17 protein-coding genes and 1 tRNA gene are annotated in these 19,362 nt (G+C 67.6%); 11 read left to right on the top strand and 7 right to left on the bottom strand.

Translation table 11 applies throughout. The features are described 5' to 3' along the window. Positions 1 to 64: 64 nt before the first annotated feature. Together STARVERO_RS17895 and rpmB are read right to left on the bottom strand one after the other, a co-directional pair. A complete protein-coding gene (locus STARVERO_RS17895; RefSeq protein WP_144341103.1) occupies positions 65 to 694 on the bottom strand; it encodes a queuosine precursor transporter in 630 nt (209 codons plus the stop codon). Positions 695 to 699: 5 nt separating this feature from the next. Then, positions 700 to 993 (bottom strand): 50S ribosomal protein L28, encoded by a 294-nt coding sequence (rpmB, locus tag STARVERO_RS17890; RefSeq protein WP_144341102.1) that lies wholly within the window; start codon positions 991 to 993, stop codon positions 700 to 702. 296 nt (positions 994 to 1,289) lie between these two features. Between rpmB and STARVERO_RS17885 the strand changes: the two genes are divergently transcribed. The 6 genes from STARVERO_RS17885 (at position 1,290) to STARVERO_RS17860 (ending at position 8,552) form a co-directional block, all read left to right on the top strand. Continuing rightward, entirely contained in the window at positions 1,290 to 2,132 is an 843-nt protein-coding gene (locus tag STARVERO_RS17885; protein WP_144341101.1) for a DUF3108 domain-containing protein, read from the top strand. A 214-nt stretch (positions 2,133 to 2,346) separates the two neighbouring features. Further along, positions 2,347 to 5,682, top strand: coding sequence for a helicase-related protein (locus STARVERO_RS17880; protein ID WP_159600488.1), 3,336 nt, complete (start codon positions 2,347 to 2,349; stop codon positions 5,680 to 5,682). 21 nt (positions 5,683 to 5,703) lie between these two features. After that, a complete protein-coding gene (locus tag STARVERO_RS17875) occupies positions 5,704 to 6,045 on the top strand; it encodes an RNA-binding S4 domain-containing protein (protein WP_159600486.1) in 342 nt (113 codons plus the stop codon). An 87-nt stretch (positions 6,046 to 6,132) separates the two neighbouring features. Then, positions 6,133 to 6,468 (top strand): ferredoxin FdxA, encoded by a 336-nt coding sequence (fdxA, locus tag STARVERO_RS17870; RefSeq protein ID WP_159600484.1) that lies wholly within the window; start codon positions 6,133 to 6,135, stop codon positions 6,466 to 6,468. Positions 6,469 to 6,856: 388 nt separating this feature from the next. Further along, on the top strand, positions 6,857 to 7,459 hold the full coding sequence (locus STARVERO_RS17865; RefSeq protein ID WP_144341098.1) for a CarD family transcriptional regulator: 603 nt from the start codon (positions 6,857 to 6,859) through the stop codon (positions 7,457 to 7,459). Between the two features lie 208 nt (positions 7,460 to 7,667). Beyond that, positions 7,668 to 8,552 carry an RNA polymerase factor sigma-32 gene (locus tag STARVERO_RS17860; RefSeq protein ID WP_159600482.1) on the top strand — a complete coding sequence of 295 codons (885 nt, stop codon included), beginning with the start codon at positions 7,668 to 7,670 and terminating at the stop codon, positions 8,550 to 8,552. Positions 8,553 to 8,558: 6 nt separating this feature from the next. Here STARVERO_RS17860 and STARVERO_RS17855 read toward each other — a convergent pair whose 3' ends face one another. Next, positions 8,559 to 10,121: a M48 family metalloprotease gene (locus STARVERO_RS17855; RefSeq protein WP_454683953.1), complete on the bottom strand. Its 1,563-nt coding sequence runs from the start codon at positions 10,119 to 10,121 to the stop codon at positions 8,559 to 8,561. Then, a complete protein-coding gene (locus STARVERO_RS17850) occupies positions 10,076 to 10,912 on the bottom strand; it encodes a thermonuclease family protein (RefSeq protein ID WP_244616809.1) in 837 nt (278 codons plus the stop codon). The genes STARVERO_RS17855 and STARVERO_RS17850 overlap by 46 nt, the downstream gene beginning before the upstream one ends. A gap of 240 nt (positions 10,913 to 11,152) precedes the next feature. On the opposite strand from STARVERO_RS17850, the gene STARVERO_RS17845 reads away from it, so the two are divergent. Next, positions 11,153 to 11,229: transfer RNA gene (locus tag STARVERO_RS17845), tRNA-Arg, on the top strand. A gap of 41 nt (positions 11,230 to 11,270) precedes the next feature. Here STARVERO_RS17845 and STARVERO_RS17840 read toward each other — a convergent pair. From STARVERO_RS17840 to STARVERO_RS17830, 3 genes are all read right to left on the bottom strand, one after another. After that, positions 11,271 to 12,047 carry an amino acid ABC transporter ATP-binding protein gene (locus STARVERO_RS17840; protein ID WP_159600462.1) on the bottom strand — a complete coding sequence of 259 codons (777 nt, stop codon included), beginning with the start codon at positions 12,045 to 12,047 and terminating at the stop codon, positions 11,271 to 11,273. Then, positions 12,044 to 12,724 carry an amino acid ABC transporter permease gene (locus STARVERO_RS17835; protein ID WP_144341094.1) on the bottom strand — a complete coding sequence of 227 codons (681 nt, stop codon included), beginning with the start codon at positions 12,722 to 12,724 and terminating at the stop codon, positions 12,044 to 12,046. The genes STARVERO_RS17840 and STARVERO_RS17835 overlap by 4 nt, the downstream gene beginning before the upstream one ends. Positions 12,725 to 12,806: 82 nt before the next feature. Beyond that, the gene (locus STARVERO_RS17830; RefSeq protein WP_159600460.1) at positions 12,807 to 13,601 is read right to left on the bottom strand and encodes an amino acid ABC transporter substrate-binding protein; all 795 of its coding nucleotides are present in this window, start codon (positions 13,599 to 13,601) and stop codon (positions 12,807 to 12,809) included. Between the two features lie 260 nt (positions 13,602 to 13,861). On the opposite strand from STARVERO_RS17830, the gene epsC reads away from it, so the two are divergent. The 4 genes from epsC to STARVERO_RS17810 all read left to right on the top strand — a co-directional run bounded on the left by epsC (position 13,862) and on the right by STARVERO_RS17810 (position 19,335). Continuing rightward, a complete protein-coding gene (epsC, locus tag STARVERO_RS17825; protein WP_144341092.1) occupies positions 13,862 to 14,893 on the top strand; it encodes a serine O-acetyltransferase EpsC in 1,032 nt (343 codons plus the stop codon). After that, positions 14,893 to 15,840, top strand: a complete 948-nt coding sequence (locus STARVERO_RS17820) for a family 2A encapsulin nanocompartment shell protein (RefSeq protein ID WP_144341091.1) — start codon at positions 14,893 to 14,895, stop codon at positions 15,838 to 15,840. The genes epsC and STARVERO_RS17820 overlap by 1 nt, the downstream gene beginning before the upstream one ends. Beyond that, positions 15,815 to 17,815 (top strand): family 2A encapsulin nanocompartment cargo protein cysteine desulfurase, encoded by a 2,001-nt coding sequence (locus STARVERO_RS17815; protein ID WP_159600458.1) that lies wholly within the window; start codon positions 15,815 to 15,817, stop codon positions 17,813 to 17,815. The genes STARVERO_RS17820 and STARVERO_RS17815 overlap by 26 nt, the downstream gene beginning before the upstream one ends. 536 nt (positions 17,816 to 18,351) lie before the next feature. Further along, on the top strand, positions 18,352 to 19,335 hold the full coding sequence (locus tag STARVERO_RS17810; protein WP_159600456.1) for a helix-turn-helix domain-containing protein: 984 nt from the start codon (positions 18,352 to 18,354) through the stop codon (positions 19,333 to 19,335). Positions 19,336 to 19,362 lie beyond the last annotated feature (27 nt).

The raw sequence follows: 19,362 nt of genomic DNA, 5'->3' as shown, positions 1-19,362 counted from the left end.
TCGCGGAAAGGCGGTCGCAGATTGGCAATCGTCGGCGGATCGGGAAGGAAACGACGCTCCGGCGTCAGCGCGAGAGCGTATTGGCGCCCTGCGCGCCGCCCCAGGGCTTGAGCCAGCCCATCAGCGCGCCATAGGGCACCAGCGCCAGCAGGGCGCAGCCGAGCTTCACCAGGAAGTCGAAATAGGCGAGGCCGACCCACAGCGGCACCGTGATGCCGGTGGAGGCATAGGTGACGGGGAAGGACATTGCCGCGTCGCCGGCAAAGGCCAGCGAGAAGAACAGCGCCGTGTCGACGGCGGAGCCGAACAGGCTGCCGGCCAGCGGCGCCTGCCACCAGCTCATGCGGCGCAGCCGGTTGAACACGCCGATGTCGAGGAGCTGGCCGAACAGGAAGGCCGTGCCCGAGGCCAGCGCGATGCGCGGCGTCGCCAGCCAGATCGACAGCACCACCGCGAGGGCGAAGCCGAAATAGACCACCTGCCGCGCCACGGCGGGGCCGAAGCGGCGGTTGGTCAGGTCATTGACGAGAAAGGCGACCGGGTAGGTGAAGGCGCCCCAGGTCAGCGCCTCCTGCAAGCCGAACAGCTCGACCGGGTGCTGCACGAGCACGTTCGAAGCCGCCACCACCGCCATCATGGCGATGACGGGGACGACGAGCTTCGAGATCGGGAATCCGGTGCCGGAGGCGTTCATCGCGCTCAGGCGGCGACGGCCTGGCTCGCCTTGACGACGGCGCGCTTCAGCTCGGCGGCCTTCGGAGACAGCTCTTCGGTGCGCGCCTTGATGAGGAACGCATCGAGGCCGCCGCGATGATCGACGGTCTTGAGGGCGTTGGCGCTCACGCGCAGCTTGACCGACCGCTTCAGCACGTCGCTGGTGAGCGTCACATTCACCAGGTTCGGCAGAAAACGCCGGCGGGTCTTGCGGTTCGAGTGGCTGACGAGATTGCCGGTCAGAACCGCCTTGCCGGTAAGTTCGCAACGACGGGACATCGTGGACTTCCTTGTTCTTCGCAGCCGATGCGCCGCAGGCTATAAGAGCCCGACGATCCCGCATGCGGCATCCGTGGAAATTAAGAGTGCGCTCCTATAAGGAACGGCCCCAGCGCCGTCAAGGCCGCCTTGCGCATCGCCCGCCATCCGTCGCCGCCGGCGGCGCGGGGATGGCGCCGGCGATGATAGCGGCTTCGTGACCGGCGGGAGTCACAGTTCCGCCGCCTTCCAACGGCATCCGAAACGGGAGTAAATGACGTTTCGGCAGAGCGGCCGGAACGATTCGGGAAGCCTTCATGAAGCGGGTCTGCCTTACGGCAGTCATGGCGTTCGCCGGAGCGGGCGCGACGATCACGGGTGCCCTCGCGGACGGACGTCTCGAGGCGCGCTACCGCATGTCGCTTGGCGGGCTGGAGCTCGGCAAGGCGGCGCTGATGGTCGAGGTCGACGACCGCTCCTACATCGCTTCCGGCAGCGGGCGCCTCACCGGCGTCGTGCAGGCGGTCTCGCCCGGCAAGGGCACGGCCGGCGCGCGCGGCAGCGTCGAGCGCGGCGCGCTCGCCCCGCGCAGCTTCGCCATGGAGGCGGTGTCCGACAAGAAGTCGGAGGCGATCCGGCTGGTGATGAACGGCTCGGCCGTCACCGACATGCGGGTCGAGCCGCCGGTCTTTCCCTCGCCCGACCGGGTGCCGATCGCCGACAAGGACAAGAAGGGCGTCTTCGATCCGATGACGGCGGCGCTGATCATGGTGCCGGGCGGCGCCGATCCGCTGTCGCCCAAGGCGTGCGAGCGCGTCCTGTCCATCTTCGACGGCCGCCAGCGCTACGATCTGGCCCTCAGCTACGAGCGCACCGAGAACGTGAAGGCCGAGAAGGGCTATGCCGGCCCGGCCGTGGTCTGCCGCGTCGCCTACCGCCCGGTCGCCGGCCACAAGCCGGACCGCACGGCGGTGAAGTACATGATGAGGAACAAGGACATCTATGTGTGGCTGGCCCCCGTCGCCGGCACGCGCATGCTGGTGCCGTTCCGCGCCTCCGTCAGCACCGCCATCGGCATCGCGGAGCTGCAGGCGGAAGCTTTCGAGACCGAGCCGGTGGTGAGCAAGCGCGCCGCTCCGGCCAAGGCCGGGGTGCAGTAGCGCCGGGTTGCACGGTGTAGCGCGACGTAGCGCCCTGTAGCGCTACACTCCGCCCCGGATGCTACGCAAAACGCTACCCCCTCGCTACCGTTGCAAAGCCGCCTGAAAACCCCGGACGGGCAATCGCGCCCCCGCATCCCCATATGGGAAGTTCCTGTGCTAAAAGGGCCGTCCTGCCGGCCCGCCGCCCGATCGGTTTCGTGAACATCGCCGCATGAACATCGCCGCCCCGCCGGGCCATTCCCGTCCCGAGACCCGACCGCTGCCGCCGTCGCTGCGCGCCCGTGGCGTCACGGCGGTGCTCGGCCCGACCAATACCGGCAAGACCAGCCTCGCCATCGAGCGCATGCTCGGCCATTCCTCCGGGCTGATCGGCCTGCCGCTGCGCCTGCTGGCGCGCGAGGTCTACGGCAAGCTGGTCGAGCGCGCGGGCGAGCACAACGTCGCGCTGATCACCGGCGAGGAACGCATCAAGCCGGCCAATCCGCGCTATTGGGTGGCCACCGTCGAGGCCATGCCCCGCGACCTCGACGTCGCTTTCGTGGCGCTGGACGAGATCCAGATCGCCGCCGATCTCGACCGCGGGCACGTCTTCACCGACCGGCTCCTGAACCGCCGCGGGCGCGAGGAGACGCTGCTTCTCGGCGCCGCCACCATGCGTCCGCTGGTGGAAAGGCTGCTGCCGGGCGTGAACATTCTGGTGCGCCCGCGCCTGTCCAATCTCACTTTCGCCGGCGAGAAGAAGATCACCCGCCTGCCGCGCCGCTCGGCCATCGTCGCCTTCTCCGCCGACGAGGTCTACGCCATCGCCGAGCTGATCCGCCGGCAGCGCGGCGGCGCCGCGGTGGTGCTCGGCGCGCTCTCCCCACGCACCCGCAACGCCCAGGTCGCGATGTACCAGAACGGCGATGTGGATTACCTCATCGCCACCGACGCCATCGGCATGGGCCTCAATCTCGACGTCGATCACGTCGCTTTCGCGGGCGACGTGAAGTTCGACGGGTGGCAGTTCCGCAAGCTCAATCCGGGCGAGCTGGCGCAGATCGCCGGTCGCGCCGGGCGGGCCCAGCGCGACGGCACCTTTGGGACCACGGGGCGCTGCTCGCCCTTCGACGCCGAGCTGGTCGAGCGGCTGGAGGCGCACAGCTTCGAACCGCACCGGGTGCTGCAATGGCGCAACAGTGCCCTCGACTTCACCTCGATCGAGACCCTGAACCGCTCTCTCGCCATCCCGCCGCGCGAGGACGGCCTGACCCGCGCGCCCACCGCGGACGACGTTCTGGTGCTGGAGCGGCTCGCCGGCGACCCGGCAATCCGGCGCTTCTCCACCAGCGCGAATGCGGTGGAGCGGCTATGGGAAGCCTGCCAGCTGCCGGACTATCGCAAGGTCTCCCCCGCCTCGCATTGCGACCTCGTTGCGACCGTCTACAGCGATCTAATGCAACGCGGACGGCTCTCCACCGACTGGTTTGCCAAACAAGTGGCCTTGGCGGACCGAGCGGAAGGTGACATAGACACGCTGTCGGGGCGCATTGCGCAGGTCCGCACCTGGACCTTCGCGGCAAACCGGCCGGATTGGCTCGACGACCCCGAACACTGGCAAGGCGTCACACGCCGTGTGGAAGACAGGCTTTCCGATGCGCTTCACGAGCGGTTGGCTCACCGCTTCGTCGATCGCCGGACCAGCGTGCTGATGAGGCGCCTGCGAGAGAACGCGATGCTCGAAACAGAAATCACCAAGACCGGCGACGTCGTTGTGGAAGGCCATGTGATCGGCCATCTGCTCGGCTTCCAGTTCGCAGCGGACGCTTCCGCCGGCGGCCCGGAGGCGAAAGCGTTGCGCGCCGCCGCACAGAAGGGCCTGGCCGGCGAGATCGAGGCGCGCGCCGCCCGTCTCTCCGAGGCACCCGACGATGCCTTCGTGCTCTCTTCCGACGGCACGCTGCGCTGGATCGGCGATCCGGTCGCCAAGCTCATTCCCGGCGAGGAAGTGCTCGCCCCCCGGCTGAAGATCATCGCCGACGAGCACCTGACCGGTACGGCGCGCGACAGCGTGCAGGCGCGCCTCGACCTGTGGCTGAAGGCGCATATCGAGAAGCTGCTCGGTCCGCTCCTGGTGCTCGGCACCGCCGAGGACGTGACCGGCATCGCGCGCGGCATCGCCTTCCAGATCGTCGAATCGCTCGGCGTGCTGGAGCGCCACAAGGTGGCCGAGGAGATGAAGACGCTCGCGCAGGAGGCCCGCGCGGTGCTGCGTGGCCATGGCGTGCGCTTCGGCGCCCATCATATCTACATCCCGACCCTGCTGAAGCCGGCGCCGCGCGCGCTGGCCGCCCAGCTCTGGGCGCTCAAGCATGGCGGGCTGCAGCAGAAGGGCCTCGACGAGCTTCCGCATCTGGCGGCCAGCGGGCGCACCTCGATCCCCGTGGATCCCGAGATCCAGAAGGGGCTGTACCGCGCCGTCGGCTTCCGCGTTGCCGGCGAGCGGGCGGTGCGCGTCGACATTCTGGAGCGCCTCGCCGACCTCATCCGCCCGGCGCTGGCCTGGCGTCCGGGTACGTCCGGTGAAAAGCCGGCGGGCGCCTTTGACGGCAACGGCTTCGTCGCGACCGTCGCCATGACCTCGCTGGCCGGCTGCGCCGGCGAGGACTTCGCCTCGATCCTGCGTTCGCTCGGCTACCGCATGGACCGCCGCCCGGCTCCGGTCGAAGCGACGCCCGCGGCGGCTTCGGATGTTCCCGCTGAAACCCCGGTGGCGGAAGCGTCGACCGCGGAAGCTCCCGCCGAACCGTCGAAGGCGGACGAGGCCGCGGCGGAGGTAGCAGCCGGCACCGATGTCGCCTTCGACCAGACGGTGGAGCCCGCTCTGGAAGACGTTCCCGCGCCCGAGCCGGCGGAACCCGTCGAGACCGCTGCCGCCGATGTGACAGCAGTGAGCGGCGAGGTGTTCACCGATCCGGTGTTCGACCACACGGTCGAGCCCGCGCTGGAAAGCCCGGCCGTCGCGACCGAGACGGAAGCGGGAAGCGGGGAGGTTGCCGCGGCTACCGAGACCGGCGATGCTGAGGCCGCTGCGCCGGTCGAACCGGCCATGATCGAGGTCTGGCGCCCCGGTCGTCCGCCGGGCCAGCACCGCCCGGCGCATCATCAGCGCAAGGGCGGCCGCGACGGCAATCAGGCGCGCGGCGATCAGGGTCGTGGCGAGCCGGGACGTAGTGAACAGGGGCGTGGCGAGGCGCCGGCCGAGGGCGGGCGTCCCGATCGTCGCGAGCGTCCCGATAATGGCGGGCGCGGCGGGCGCCCCTTCCGCGAGGACCGGCGCGAGCGCCGCACCGAGCGCGGTGACGGCGAGGCGCGTCGCGACGAGAACCGCCGCGAGCAGGGCAACCGTCCGAGGCCAGAGCGCGGCGAGCGGCAGGAGCGCTTCTCCGCGCCGCGTCAGGACAACCGCAACGACGGCCGCCGCGACAAGCCGGTGGATCCGGATTCGCCCTTCGCCGCCCTGCTCGCGCTCAAGGCGCGGATGGAAGCGGAGAAGAACGGCGGCTGAGGCGCGGGGACGGAGGCGCGTTTGACCGACGACAGCGACTCCGGACAGGGCGCCTCCCGCCATGACGAGCCGGACAGTCGGCGCCATCGCCTCGATGCCTGGCTCTGGCATGCGCGCTGCGTGCGCACGCGCTCCAGCGCCGCGGCGCTGGTGAAGGCCGGCCGCGTGCGGCTGAACGGCGCGCGCGTCACCGCCCCGAGCCAGACGATCCGCCTTGGCGACGTGCTCACCATTGCCCTCGATTCCCGCGTACGGCTCTGGCGGGTCACCGGATTTATCGAGCGGCGGGGGGATGCACAGGTGGCGGCCACGACCTATGTGGAAGTGGAGACCCCTGGCGCGCCGGACAGCCATGCGCCGTGAAGACCTGATGTTTCTTGCGACTCTCCGGCAGGTGCGCTAGGTGAGCGCCGCGGGACAATTCACACCCGCCGTACGGAGACCGGATAAATGACCTACGTAGTCACGGATAATTGCATCAAGTGCAAATACACCGACTGCGTCTCGGTATGTCCGGTGGACTGCTTCTATGAGGGTGAGAACTTCCTCGTCATCCACCCGGACGAGTGCATCGACTGCGGCGTGTGCGAGCCGGAATGCCCCGCCGAGGCGATCAAGCCGGACACCGAGCCGGGGCTGGAGAAGTGGCTCTCCATCAACGCCGACTACGCCAAGGTCTGGCCGAACATCACCGATCGCAAGGATCCGCTGCCCGACGCCAAGGAGTGGGATGGTGTAGCCGATAAGCTACAGTATCTCTCACCCGAACCGGGTAAGCAGGACTGAACGCGGGCCCCTGTGGCACGCCTCGATTCGCCGACGCCGACGCCCGCTGACCGATTCAGCGGCGCCGGTGCGGCTTGCGCTGCATTGCGGCAGCATTTTGATTCTTCCGGGATTCGTGCTATATACCCTCTCGTGCAGTCGATTGGGTTTGCCATGGCGCAACGCTCCCGTACCGGAGCGCCCCTCCCGGAATTGATGTCGGGCCTTCGTCCAGCATGCGGCGACAACCGCATGACGGGCTTCCCTGAGTTTTCCGTCGACGGCTGAAGTACGGTTTCCGCATCCGTGGAAGCCGGGGTGTTTCTTTTCCCTGCGGGCTAGCCGCAGGCGGCAGCGCGCCGAGGGCGACGCGGCGCCGTGAGAACCGAGACCCAGGAGCAGGCACAGCATGACGTCGACCAAGAAGCCGTCCAACAACATCCGCCAGGGTTTCAAGACGGGCGAGCACATCGTGTATCCGTCCCATGGCGTCGGACGCATTATGGCGATTGAGGAACAGGAAGTGGCGGGCTTCAAGCTCGAACTGTTCGTCATCCACTTCGAAAAGGACAAGATGACGCTGCGCGTTCCGGTCCCGAAGATCGCCTCTGTCGGCATGCGCAAGCTCTCGGAACCGACCATCCTCAAGAAGGCGCTCGAGACCCTGAAGGGCCGCGCCCGCGTGAAGCGCACCATGTGGAGCCGCCGCGCGCAGGAGTACGAGGCCAAGATCAACTCCGGCGATCTCGTCGCGATCTCCGAGGTGGTGCGCGACCTCTACCGTTCCGAGGCGCAGCCTGAGCAGTCCTATTCCGAGCGCCAGCTTTACGAGGCTGCTCTCGACCGCATGGCGCGCGAGCTCGCTGCTGTCGACAACCTGACCGAGACCGAGGCGATCAAGCTGATTGAGCAGAACCTGCTCAAGGGCCCGCGCCGCACCGGCAAGGGCGAGGCGGAAGCCGAGGCCGAGACGGCCGAAGAAGAGACCGATACGGAGGAAGCCGCCGCCTGAGCGGTGCTTTCCGATCTGGACGGAAAAGGCCCGGCCTCGCGCCGGGCCTTTTGCTGTCTGGACCCGTGTGGGGACCTCATCGGGGAACCTTCCTTCGGTCCCGGCGTTGACAGCGCGTCCGGGCCCGGCGCCCGGCGCTTGTCCGGGGGCCGTTGACCACCGGAGACGCGCCGTTCGCGGGCCCCCGACGGGTTCGGGGAGACGCCGCATGAGCGAACAGGCCGGCCGCTGCACCCAGCTCGCGCGCGCCGCGATGATGGCGCCGCTGCTCGACCGCGATGAAGAATACGAGCTCGCCCGCCGCTGGGCCGAGGAACATGACGAGCAGGCCCTGCACGCGCTGATCCATGCGCATATGCGCCTCGCCATCGCCATCGCCCGCCGCTTCCGCTATTACGGCCTGCCCATGTCCGACCTCATCCAGGAGGGACATATCGGACTCATGGAGGCCGCGTCGCGCTTCGAGACGTCGCATGAGGTGCGCTTCGCGACCTACGCGACATGGTGGATCCGTGCCGCCATTCAGGACTACGTGCTGCGCAACTGGTCGATCGTGCGCGGCGGCACCTCCTCCGGCCAGAAGGCGCTGTTCTTCAACCTGCGGCGCATACGCGCCCGGCTGGAGCGCGACAGCGATCGCACCGGACTGACCACGCGCGAGGAGATGCACCGCTCCATTGCCACCAGGCTCGGCGTCAGTCCCATCGAGGTGGCGCGCATGGATGCCCGCCTCAACGTTCCCGACCTGTCGCTGAACGCGCCGCTGGCGCCCGGCGAGGATGACGGGGCCGAACGCCTCGACCAGCTCGTCGCGGATGATCCGCTGCCGGACGAACAGGTCTCGATGGAGATCGACGGCGAGCGCCGCCGTCGCTGGCTGCAAGGGGCCCTGCGTGGGCTCAACGAGCGCGAGTTCCGCATCATCAAGGCGCGCCGACTCGACGAGGAAAGCGAGACGCTGGAAGTGCTCGGCGCCCGGCTGGGCATCTCCAAGGAACGGGTGCGGCAGATCGAGAGCCGCGCCATCGAGAAGCTGCGCATCGCCCTGACGCACAATCCCGACGTGCCGCGCGGCGCCTTCGGCCCGGCCTGACGGCGGCTATTCCGCGATGATCTTGTACTGCTCGCCATAGGCGAGCTTGTCGCCGCGGTTGAGCCCGTTGAGGATCAGGAAGCGCTCCATCGCCTTGTCCTGCACGTCCATCTTGGCCGCCAGCCTCTCCGGCGTGTCGGTAAGGCCGGCGGTGACGATGCGCAGACGCAGCGGCTTGACGTTGTCGGCCTCCTCGATGGAGACGCGGCGGAAGGTCTCGGCCGCCTGACGAAACGCCTGGTCGAGCTCCGGCGTGAGCTGCCGCGCGGCGAAGATCAGCCGGTACACGTCGCTGCCGAAGCGGATCGCGAACATGCGGAACGACCATTGCTCGCCCCGCGCCACGGCGGTGGCGGCGGGGAAGCCGTTGAGCACAAGGCTCTCGACGGTGGAGATCTCGACACCCTCGATCCAGCCGGAGGAGAGGTACTGCGCCAGGCTCTGGTCGCCGGCGACGCGCACCGCGTCGAGCCGGAGCGCCTCTCGCCCGGAAGAGCTGGCGCCCAGCACGGCTTGGGAAGTGTTCTCCAGCGTGAAACCTTCCGGAGCGGTGAAGGTGAAGCCGAGCTTGGGGTGGAAGAAGCGGCGTCCGCGCACGAAGCCTTCCTTCGGGTCGTCGCCATAGACGAGCCCGTCGATCGCCGACAGGTACTGCTTGCGGTCACGCTCGCCCGGCTTGGAGGGAGAGGCGTATTCGCGCGCGTTGGCCATGACGATGGAGATGCGCTCGGGCGTGGCGGGATGGCTTGCCAGGAAATCGGAGGTGTCGGTGCTGGCGCTCTGGCTCATCGAGGTCGAGCGTATCGAGGCCTGCCGGCCCATGGTGGTCAGGAAGCGTTCCGCGCCATAGGGGTCGAAGCCGGCGCGGGCGCTGATGCCCACGCCGATGGCGTCCGCCTCCAGTTCCTGGCCACGCGAGAAGCTGGCGAGCGAAATGCGGCTGCGGGCGAGGGCCAGCGCGCCGAGGTCGGAATCGTTCACCACGTCAGAGATGACGCGGCTGACGAGCACGGCCTGCTTCATCTGGTCCTCGCGCGTCGCGGCATGATTGGCGATGACGTGCGCCATTTCATGGGCCAGCACCGAGGCCAGCTCGGAATTGTCGGAGGCGAGCGCCAGAAGGCCACGCGTCACGTAGAGCGAGCCATTGGGCAGGGCGAAGGCGTTCACCGCCGGCGAATTGAGGATGGTGACGCGGTAATGCAGGTTCGGCCGCTCGGAAGCCGCGACCAGCCGCGTCACCACGTCCTCGATCTGCTTCTGCAGCTTCGGATTGTTGTAGGCACCGCCATAGGAGGAGACGAGCCGCTCGTGCTCCTGCCGCTGCGCCGGGGTCAGCACCTCGTCGAGACGCGGGGGCGGGGTGGGCGCATTCGCGGTGCGCGATTCCTCGAGCGCGGCGCAGGCGCCGAGGAGAAGAGTGCCGCCGAGCGCAAGGGCGCGCACGAATGCGCGCAGAGACGGGCGTCGGGACGCCGTCTCCCCCGCTCTGCGGTCTGCCCCCAAGCTGCGCGCGGATTCTGTCACCGTTCCCCTGCCTGCCTCGTTCCCGTCGCGGCCCCGGACCATTCGATCTGCTCGGCCCAGACGATGTCGAACGCCGGCCCGCCGGCCTCCAGCACGGTACCGCGCATCGCCACGTGTCGCCCGGCGAGTTCTGCCAGCGTCGTGCCACGGGCTTCAAGCGCGATTCGCGCCGGTTTCTCCAGCCGGCCGGTCATGTCCTGCCGCCAAACCGGGCCGAAATTGAGGTAATCCACCCGGCGTCCGTTTCCAACACTTCGCACGCGCCCCGCCACGATCGTGAAACGCCCTTCGCGGGCACGGATGGCCGCGATGCCGCGGGCATCGAGAGGCAGCTCCGCCCAGATGCCAAGCTTCGCGTCGCGCGCCGGGCGCTCACGATCGAGCCATGCCGGCATGCAGCCGAGAACGTCCTTCTCCGGTCGGGCGGCGGCGATGCCGCGCGCGAGAAGTTCGTCCTGAAGCGTGGCCGCGTGACCTGACAGCCGGACAATGCCGACGAGCCGTCCGTAGCGATCCTTGCCAGCCGTCGCGAACTCGATGTCGCGTTCGAGGGCGATCTCCTCCAGGGCGGCACGCAGAGCCGGTTCGCCGGACGCACCGGCAAGCGAGAGGCCTGCGAGGCGCAGGACGATGCCGTCCGCCAACCGCAAGTCGCCGCCCGGTTCCAGTCCGGCGACGCGGCCCCGCCCGTCATAGGTGCCGGGGCAGTTTGCCGCCAGTGCGGGCGCCGACAGGACAGCCGAGAGCACGGCTGCGCCGACGAGGCCGCTCAACGCGTGCGCACGCCAGCGGCTCCGGGCACGCAGGGCCGGCGCAGCGGAGCGGGCAGTCATAGACGACACATCCAAACGTCCCGGCATGATCATTTCCGGTCTACAAACGCCGGAAAACGCCCCTTCCCCGGGATGTTGCCATCCAGGCCGGAGCGCTTCCTATCGTTGCGATCGATCATCATCGCGATGTTGCAGCATAGCTCAAAGCCGCCGCCACGCCCACCCGTTCGCGTGGACCACAGGCGCGTGGCGCGCGCCCCTTGATCCGAAGCCTCGATTGGGTTCATCTACGCGCGGTCACTCCCGGTAGCTCAGCAGGATAGAGCACAGGTTTCCTAAACCTGGGGTCAGGGGTTCGATTCCCTTCCGGGAGGCCACGGCTTCCTCCCTCCCGCCGTGAGCCATTGCCAATCGATCTTCACGGCGCGGCGCGGCGTGCTTCCGGTAGCTGCGCGTCGATTCCCAGCGTCGAGATGAAGCGCCGGGTGCGCTCGTGCTTCGGGTTGGTGAACAGCTCGCGTGCCGGGGCGCTTTCCACCACTTCCCCGGCTTCCAGCAGCACAGCCTCATGCGCGACGCTGGCGGCGAGGCGCAGATCGTGGGTGGCGATCATCATGGTGGAGCCCTCGCGGGCGAGCTGGGCCAGCACCTCCACCACCTCCAGCGCCAGTTCGGGGTCGAGCGCCGAGGTCGGCTCGTCGCAGAGCAGGACGCGGGGCGAGGAGGCCAGCGCGCGGGCGATGGCGACGCGCTGCTGCTGGCCGCCGGAAAGCTGTGCGGGGAAGGCATCGGCCTTGTGGGCGAGGCCGACCTTTTCCAGCAGCTCGAGCGCCCGCGCGCGGGCCTGCGCCTCCGGCCATTTCAGCACCACGACGAGGCTTTCCATCACATTGCCCAGCGCGGTCCGGTGGGGGAAGAGCTGGAAGTTCTGGAACACCATGCCGGTCTGGCGCCGCACGCGGCGGATCGTCTCGCGCTCTGGCGGGCGGCCGGTGAAGCGCACGGTCTCCTCGCCGAGCACGAGCTCGCCGGCTTCCGGGAACTCCAGCAGGTTCACGCAGCGCAGCAGGGTGCTCTTGCCCGAGCCGGAAGGGCCGATCAGCGCGGTGACGGAGCCTTCGCGCACGCTGACATTGACGCGGCGGAGCACCTCAAGGTCCCCGAAGCGCTTCACGATGTCGGTAAGACGGATCATGCCGCGGCCTCCAGCGTGCCGCTGGAGCGGGCAAGATGCCGTTCCAGTCTGTCCTGCAGCGCGGAGAGCACGGAGCTTAGGGCGAGATAGATGAGCGCCGCCTCGATATAGATGATGAGCGGCTCATAGGTGGTGGCGACGATGCGCTGGGCTGCCTGGAACAGTTCGGGCACAGTGACGGCGGCGGCGAGCGAGGTGTCCTTCACCAGCGAGATGAAGGAATTGGAGAGGGGCGGCACGGCCACGCGCGCCGCCTGCGGCAGGACGGTGCGGCGCAGGGCCTGCGACCAGCTCATGCCGATGGAGTAGCTGGCTTCCCACTGCCCGCGGGGAATGGAGGCGATCACTGCGCGGACGATCTCGGATGTATAGGCGCCGACATTGATGGTGAAGCCGATCAGCGCCGCCGGGAAGGCGTCGAGCAGGATGCCCACGCTGGGCAGTCCATAGAAGATGACGAAGAGCTGCACCAGCAACGGTGTGCCGCGGATGATCCAGACATAGAAGCGCGCCAGCGCCACCAGCGGCCGCGGACCGTAGAGGCGGGCGAGCGCCGTGAGGAAGCCGAGCGTGAGGCCCAGGGCGAAGGAAAGCAGCGTCAGCGGCACGGTGAAGACGAGGCCGGCCCACAGGAGCGGGCCGAGCGACTGCAGCATCAGGTCGAGCCAGTAGGGCACGTTCGTCACCCCTCAATGCGGCGGGACCGGCCGACGAGCCGATCCCGCATCGATCCCCTTGGCGGGGCGTTTCCTTGAAGCCTTACCTGGAAACGTCGGCGCCGAAATAGGTGTCGGAGATCTTTGCATAGGTGCCGTCGGCCCGGATCTCGTCGAGGGCCTTGTTGATGGCCGCGACGAGCTCGGGATTGCCCTTGCGCACGATGACGCCGGAATAGTCGGCGTCCTTCTCCTCGGCAACGATCCGCACCTTGGCATCCGGCTTGTGCTTCTTGAAGTCGAGGAAGGACAGGCTGTCGTTGAGGGTGGCGTCGGCCCGGCCGTTGAGCACGAGCTGGATCGACTGGTCGAAGCCGTCCGTTCCCACGAGGGTCGCGCCGTATTTCTCGGCCAGCTTGCCGAAATTCGAGGTCAGCGACTGGGCGGACCTCTTGCCCTTCAGGTCGGCGAAGCCCTTGATCGACTCGTCGCCGTCGCGGACGATCAGCACCGCCTTTGAGGCGATATAGGGCTTGGAGAAATCATACTTGGCCTGACGCGCCTCGGTAATGCCGACCTGGTTGATCACGGCGTCGTAGCGGCCGGCGTCGAGCCCCGCGATCAGGCCATCCCACTTGCCTTCGAGGAATTCGGCCTTCACGCCAAGGCGCTTGGCGATCTCCTGGCCGATCTCGACGTCGAAGCCGACCAGCTTGTTGCTGCTGTCGTGATAGGTGAAGGGCGGATAGGTGCCCTCGGTGCCGATCTTGATCACGCCCGCCTGCTTGATGGCGGCGAGATCGTCCGCCCGTGCTGCCGCGGGGCCGGCGAGCTGGAGCAGGGCGGCGAGGCCGGCGGCAATCAGGGTCTTCGAGCGGAAGGCGTCGGTGAATCGCATCTCATGTCACTCCCCGGCGGCACGCGCCGTGCTGCGGGCCGCGCATCCGTGCGTGCCCGTTCATAGATAGGCTGTCCGTTAGATAGGTCGCCAATGCGCTTTGCCGAATCGCCGGGCTCCGCGCCCGACGGACGGTTCGGGAGGCGGGGACCTATCTTACCTCTATTTTCTATAAATCAACTAGACAACCTTTCGGTCTCATGCCACGCATAGTGTCGATGGCGGTGGCGCCACGGTGCGCGCTGCGGCGAGGGATGCGTATGGCCGCGAAGAATGTCGAGCTGGGCGGGGTCGACCGGATTGCACGGCAGCCGGACCGCGCTCCTCCCCGTGCGGAACCTTCTCCGCCGCGCTGGAACCTCGATGCCGTGGTCGCGGGCCTCAAGCTCTCGCGCGACGTCAGCCACAATATCCGCCATCGCGGCCGGCTGCGTCCGCCGCCCTCGCGGGAGGCGATCGTCGCCGCACTGCAGGGATTCGCCGCGGCGCTCTTTCCCGCTCATTACGGCCAGCCCGGCCTGACCGCGGAGACCATCGACTATTTCGTCGGCGCGACGCTGAACGACGCCCTCACCGGCCTGAGCGAGCAGGTGAAGCGCAGCCTGCCCTTCTCCATTCAGGAAGACCTGAGCGAGGAGGAGTTCGAGCGGCAGGCGGTGGAGATTACCCGCGACTTCGCCGCCCGGCTGCCCGCCATACGCGGCCTTCTGGTCAGCGACCTGCGCGCCGCCTATGACGGCGACCCGGCCGCTACCAGTTATTCGGAAGTGCTGCTCGTCTATCCCGGCCTCACCGCCGTGATCCACTATCGGCTGGCGCATGCCCTGCATGAGCTCGGCGCGAGCTTTCTGGCACGGCTGATCTCCGACATCGCCCATTCGCGCACCGGCATCGACATCCACCCGGGCGCCACGATCGGCGGCAGCTTCTTCATCGATCACGGCACCGGTGTCGTCGTCGGCGAGACGGCGGAGATCGGCGAGCGGGTGCGCCTGTATCAGGCTGTCACGCTGGGCGCGCGCAGCTTTCCCGCGGACGAGCGCGGCGCGCTCATCAAGGGGAAGGCGCGCCATCCGATCATTGAGGACGACGTGGTGATCTACGCCGGTGCGACGGTGCTGGGGCGCGTCACCATCGGCCGCGGATCGAGCATTGGCGGCAATGTCTGGCTCACCCATTCGGTGCCGCCCGGCAGCCACATCACACAGGCACAGACCCGCTCCAGCAGCGGGGCCGGTGCCATCTCCCCGGTGCCCGAACGGCCCGGACTTTCATCTGAACGGGGTGCCTGATGACTGAAGAGCCTGCCCTTCGCCGAACCTTGAGCGAGGCTGCCGCCCGGCAGCTTGCCAATGCCACCAAGACTCGTGCCCAATGGTCCGGCATCACGCCGCGCTGGCTCGTGTCCTTCCTGCCCTGGACGCCGGTCGAGGCCGGCATCTACCGGCTCAACCGCGTCAAGGAAGCCGGGGGCGACATCGACGCCGCCGTCGAATGCTCGCCGCGCCGCGACCAGGATCCCGATCTGCCGGAAACCTTCGTCGATTACGAGGAGGCGCCGCGCGAGTACTCGCTCAACGCGGTGACCACCATCCTCGATGTGCAGACCCGCGTCTCCGACCTCTACTCGCACCCCTACGACCAGATCCAGGAACAGCTGCGTCTGCTGATCGAGAAGGTGAAGGAGAAGCAGGAGAGCGAACTGATCAACAACGCCGAGTATGGCCTGCTCGCCAACGCGGCGCCGACGCAGAAGATCAGCACCCGCACCGGCGCGCCGACGCCGGACGATCTCGACGAGCTGATCACCAAGGTGTGGAAGGAGCCCGCCTTCTTCCTCGCCCATCCGCGCGCCATCGCCGCCTTCGGACGCGAATGCACCCGTCGCGGCGTGCCGCCACCGACGGTGACGCTGTTCGGCACGCCCTTCCTCACCTGGCGCGGGCTGCCGCTGGTACCGTCCGACAAGCTGTTCGTCGACGAGGACGGCAAGACCAACATCCTGCTCCTGCGCACGGGCGAGAAGAAGCAAGGCGTGGTCGGCCTATTCCAGCCGGGCGTGCCGGGCGAGGTGGCGCCGAGCCTGTCGGTGCGCTTCATGGGCATCAACCGCAAGGCGATCGCCTCCTATCTCATCTCCCTTTACTGCTCGGCGGCCGTGTTGACGCACGATGCGCTGGCGGTGCTAGAGAACGTCGAGGTCGGCAAGTATCATGCCTATCCTGACACCTACGCCTGATCCAGTACTCGCGGCCGATGCGGTGGTCCCGGCGCCGGAAGGTGGCGTGGAGCCGCTTTCGCTGGAGCTTCCCGGCGAGGGCGCGCGGGCCGCACCGGGTTGGCCCGATCCGGGCGTGCTCCGACAGCTGGCGAATGCCTTCTTCCAGTCGGCTCCCGATGCGGCGCCGCATGTCGTCACTCTGCCGTCCTCGCCGCCGAGTCCAGGGAACATCCCCGGCGCCTCGGCGGTGACGACCGTGGCCCCGCACATTCCCGTGCAGCCGCCGATCGGGCCGCCCGACGTGCCGCCCGTCACCATTCCCTCCGCAGTGCCGACGCCGAACATCCCGGCATCGGTCGCGCCCGCCGCCGTCGCGATGCCGGGCTCGCCCGGCCTGCCGCAGCCGGGCGGTACTCCGGCATCGGGACTTTCCGGTTCGGTCTTCCCGGCCTTCTCGGCTCCGTTCGATTTCAGCGGCGTGCCGGCGGGGCTCGGCAATGTGGTGGGGCTCGATTCCCGTCGTCATGCGACGGGCGCCGATGCGCCGTCCGTTCCCGGAAGCATCGCCCAGCCGAGTGCGGACGGGTTCTATTTCCTAAGGGAAGGAGAAACGCGTGCTCCCGTACCTGCGGGCGCATCGCTTCCCGGCGGCGTTCCGGCGCTGCCGTCCGAACTGGCGCATCCGGCAGAGCGGACGCCGGATTTCGGTGGCCTCCCCTCGGGCCTGCGTCCCGAGCTGGTGCCCGACTTCGGTCCGGCCTCGGGGCCTTTCGATCCGCACGCGGTCAAGCGCGACTTTCCCATCCTGCAGCAGAGCGTGCACGGCAAGCCGCTGATCTGGCTCGACAATGCCGCGACCACGCAGAAGCCGCAGGCGGTGATCGACCGGCTGAGCCGCTTCTACGAGCACGAGAATTCCAATATCCATCGGGCCGCCCATACGCTGGCGGCACGGGCCACCGATGCCTATGAGGCGGCGCGCGAGAAGGTGCGGCGCTTCCTCAACGCCGGTTCGGTGAAGGACATCATCTTCGTGCGCGGGGCGACCGAGGCGATCAACCTGGTCGCCCAGACCTATGGCCGCCGGCATGTGAAGGAGGGCGACGAGATCGTCGTCACCCATCTGGAGCACCATGCCAATATCGTGCCCTGGCAGCAGCTCGCGGCCGAAAAGGGCGCGAAGCTGCGTGTGGCGCCGGTGGACGACACCGGCCAGGTGATCGTTGAGGAATACGAGAAGCTGATCAACCCGCGCACCCGGCTCGTGGCGGTGACGCAGGTGTCGAACGCGCTCGGCACGGTGGTGCCGGTGAAGGAGCTGGTTGCCATCGCCCATCGCCACGGCGTCCGGGCGCTGGTCGACGGCGCACAGTCGGTCTCGCATATGGCGGTCGACGTGCAGGCGATCGATGCCGACTTCTTTGTCTTCTCCGGCCACAAGGTGTTCGGGCCGACGGGCATCGGCGTCGTCTACGGCAAGCCCGAGGTGCTGAAGGATCTGCCGCCGTGGCAGGGCGGCGGCAACATGATCGCCGACGTCACCTTCGAGAAGACGATCTACAATGGCCCGCCGGAGCGCTTCGAGGCCGGCACCGGCAACATCGCCGACGCAGTGGGGCTGGGGGCGGCGATCGACTATGTCGAGTCCATCGGCATGGAGGTGATCGCCCGCTATGAGCACGAGCTTCTGCTCTACGCGACAGAGAAGCTGCTCGTCGTCCCCGGGCTGAAGCTGATCGGAACAGCGAAGGAGAAGGCGAGCGTGCTCTCTTTCGTGCTCGACGGCTGCCGCACGCAGGATGTGGGCGCCGCGCTCGACCGCGAGGGCATCGCGGTGCGCGCCGGGCATCATTGCGCGCAGCCGATCCTGCGCCGCTTCGGGCTGGAGAGCACGGTGCGCCCCTCGCTCGCCTTCTACAACACGAAGGATGACGTGGACGCGCTCGAGCTTGCGCTGAAGCGCATCCAGAGTGGGCGGGGGTATCGCTCCTGAGAACCGGCCGGGCCTCGCGTCGAGCGATGCCCGGCCCGCCTTTCCGAGACGGGTCCTGTCGCTGGTGCTGGGCTTGGCGAAAGGGGGGCTGGATCGCGTGCCTGCAAACTATCTTGCCGGCATAGCGATTATCCGTCCTTCGTTACCGATTGCCTGGAACGAGTCTGTTTGCGTGTCGCTCCGGTCGATTTTTCGCGGCGTTTCTATGCAAATTATCGAAAGAAAAATATTGAATATCAGGCAGTAGCCGGTATCTTGAACACACACTCAATATGAACGAGAGCCATGGTGGCGCCCCGTGCGGCGGCTGTCATATTCCTGCTGCCTATTCGGCAGCACGGTGCTCTTAAATTAGCAGTATTCCGATACAGCGTAATCTGAAATAGTCCGTGACTGCGGAACTAGCCTCGGCATTAGCCGGGCTTTAGTTTGCTGGAACGGTTTTTCCTCGACCAGAATCCGACGTGCTTCGGGCTTGTTGAGCCGGCGAAGCCTGTTCGTGTCCCTGGAAGGACACGTCGGAGAGGCGTCACCTTTTGCGGGGGGATGAAAGGCCGGCATCCAGCCAGGGTTGGATAGCAGGGGCGTTTTCAATGCTGAGTGGTGTGCCGGACGAGTGGGGCCCGAAGTTCCAACTCAATGGCGGAGCGGTGACCCGTACCCATACGGGGCCGAACTCCATCCAGTTCACGGCCGCGTCGCATATGGCGCTGGTCCTGTTCACGGCGCAGCCAGACCGGCAGGTTGCGCTCAACAGCGACCGCCGGATGGAAGGTCTCGCGCCGGCAGGCGCGCTGGAGATCATTCCCGTCGAGAGCGAGGTCTTTGCCCGCTGGCTGGTGGAGAAGCAGAATCTGCTCGTCGCCGTCGAGCCCGCCCGTCTGGAGCGGTTAGCCGGCATGGAGTACGATCGCGACACTTTCGAACTGCGTCCGCCGAAGCTCGGCTTCGTCGATGCGCAGGCGCACACGCTGGCGCGCTGGATGCGTCGCGAGGTGGAGACGACCGAGCTTGGCTGTGCCGAGAGTCTCGACGCGCTGGTCACGGTATTCGCAACTTATTTGCTTCGCAATTATTCGTCGCTGAAGGGACGATCCACGTCGATGTTCAACGGAGGTCTTTCGCCGAACGCCTGGCGGCGGGTGAACGACTTCATCCAGGCCCATTTGACCGAAAGTCTGCCGCTGGAACGTCTGGCGATGGTCGCCGGGCTATCGCCCAGCCATTTCGCGCGGGCCTTCAAGCACACGACCGGCCAGTCGCCGCACCAGTACGTGATCTCCTCGCGGCTCACCTACGCACGGCACCTGATCATAAAGACCGAGGCGCCGCTGAGCGAAGTGGCGAAGATCGCCGGCTTTTCCAGCAACAGCCACATGACGGCGATGATGAAGCGGGTGTGGGGCACCATGCCGAAGGAATATCGCCGGCTGCGGCAGGTGGATGACATCGCTCCTGATCTGGGATCGCTGAACGGCAGCGGCTTGAGCGACTCCGAGCATCATTCCGAGGAAGGCTGATACGCCTGCTTGTGGCAGAAAGGTGGA

Origin of the sequence: Starkeya nomas (assembly GCF_902703545.1) — a bacterium.
GTDB lineage: Bacteria > Pseudomonadota > Alphaproteobacteria > Rhizobiales > Xanthobacteraceae > Ancylobacter > Ancylobacter moscoviensis.
This window is presented reverse-complemented; position numbering and strand designations above follow the sequence as displayed.

What these genes read in the sequence shown, in the direction of transcription:
- STARVERO_RS17895 (WP_144341103.1), bottom strand. Translation starts at nt 694, where the DNA reads ATGAACGCCTCCGGCACCGGATTCCCGATCTCGAAGCTCGTCGTCCCC.
- rpmB (WP_144341102.1), bottom strand. Translation starts at nt 993, where the DNA reads ATGTCCCGTCGTTGCGAACTTACCGGCAAGGCGGTTCTGACCGGCAAT.
- STARVERO_RS17885 (WP_144341101.1), top strand. Translation starts at nt 1,290, where the DNA reads ATGAAGCGGGTCTGCCTTACGGCAGTCATGGCGTTCGCCGGAGCGGGC.
- STARVERO_RS17880 (WP_159600488.1), top strand. Translation starts at nt 2,347, where the DNA reads ATGAACATCGCCGCCCCGCCGGGCCATTCCCGTCCCGAGACCCGACCG.
- fdxA (WP_159600484.1), top strand. Translation starts at nt 6,133, where the DNA reads ATGACCTACGTAGTCACGGATAATTGCATCAAGTGCAAATACACCGAC.
- STARVERO_RS17865 (WP_144341098.1), top strand. Translation starts at nt 6,857, where the DNA reads ATGACGTCGACCAAGAAGCCGTCCAACAACATCCGCCAGGGTTTCAAG.
- STARVERO_RS17860 (WP_159600482.1), top strand. Translation starts at nt 7,668, where the DNA reads ATGAGCGAACAGGCCGGCCGCTGCACCCAGCTCGCGCGCGCCGCGATG.
- STARVERO_RS17855 (WP_454683953.1), bottom strand. Translation starts at nt 10,121, where the DNA reads ATGGTCCGGGGCCGCGACGGGAACGAGGCAGGCAGGGGAACGGTGACA.
- STARVERO_RS17850 (WP_244616809.1), bottom strand. Translation starts at nt 10,912, where the DNA reads ATGACTGCCCGCTCCGCTGCGCCGGCCCTGCGTGCCCGGAGCCGCTGG.
- STARVERO_RS17840 (WP_159600462.1), bottom strand. Translation starts at nt 12,047, where the DNA reads ATGATCCGTCTTACCGACATCGTGAAGCGCTTCGGGGACCTTGAGGTG.
- STARVERO_RS17830 (WP_159600460.1), bottom strand. Translation starts at nt 13,601, where the DNA reads ATGCGATTCACCGACGCCTTCCGCTCGAAGACCCTGATTGCCGCCGGC.
- epsC (WP_144341092.1), top strand. Translation starts at nt 13,862, where the DNA reads ATGGCCGCGAAGAATGTCGAGCTGGGCGGGGTCGACCGGATTGCACGG.
- STARVERO_RS17820 (WP_144341091.1), top strand. Translation starts at nt 14,893, where the DNA reads ATGACTGAAGAGCCTGCCCTTCGCCGAACCTTGAGCGAGGCTGCCGCC.
- STARVERO_RS17815 (WP_159600458.1), top strand. Translation starts at nt 15,815, where the DNA reads ATGCCTATCCTGACACCTACGCCTGATCCAGTACTCGCGGCCGATGCG.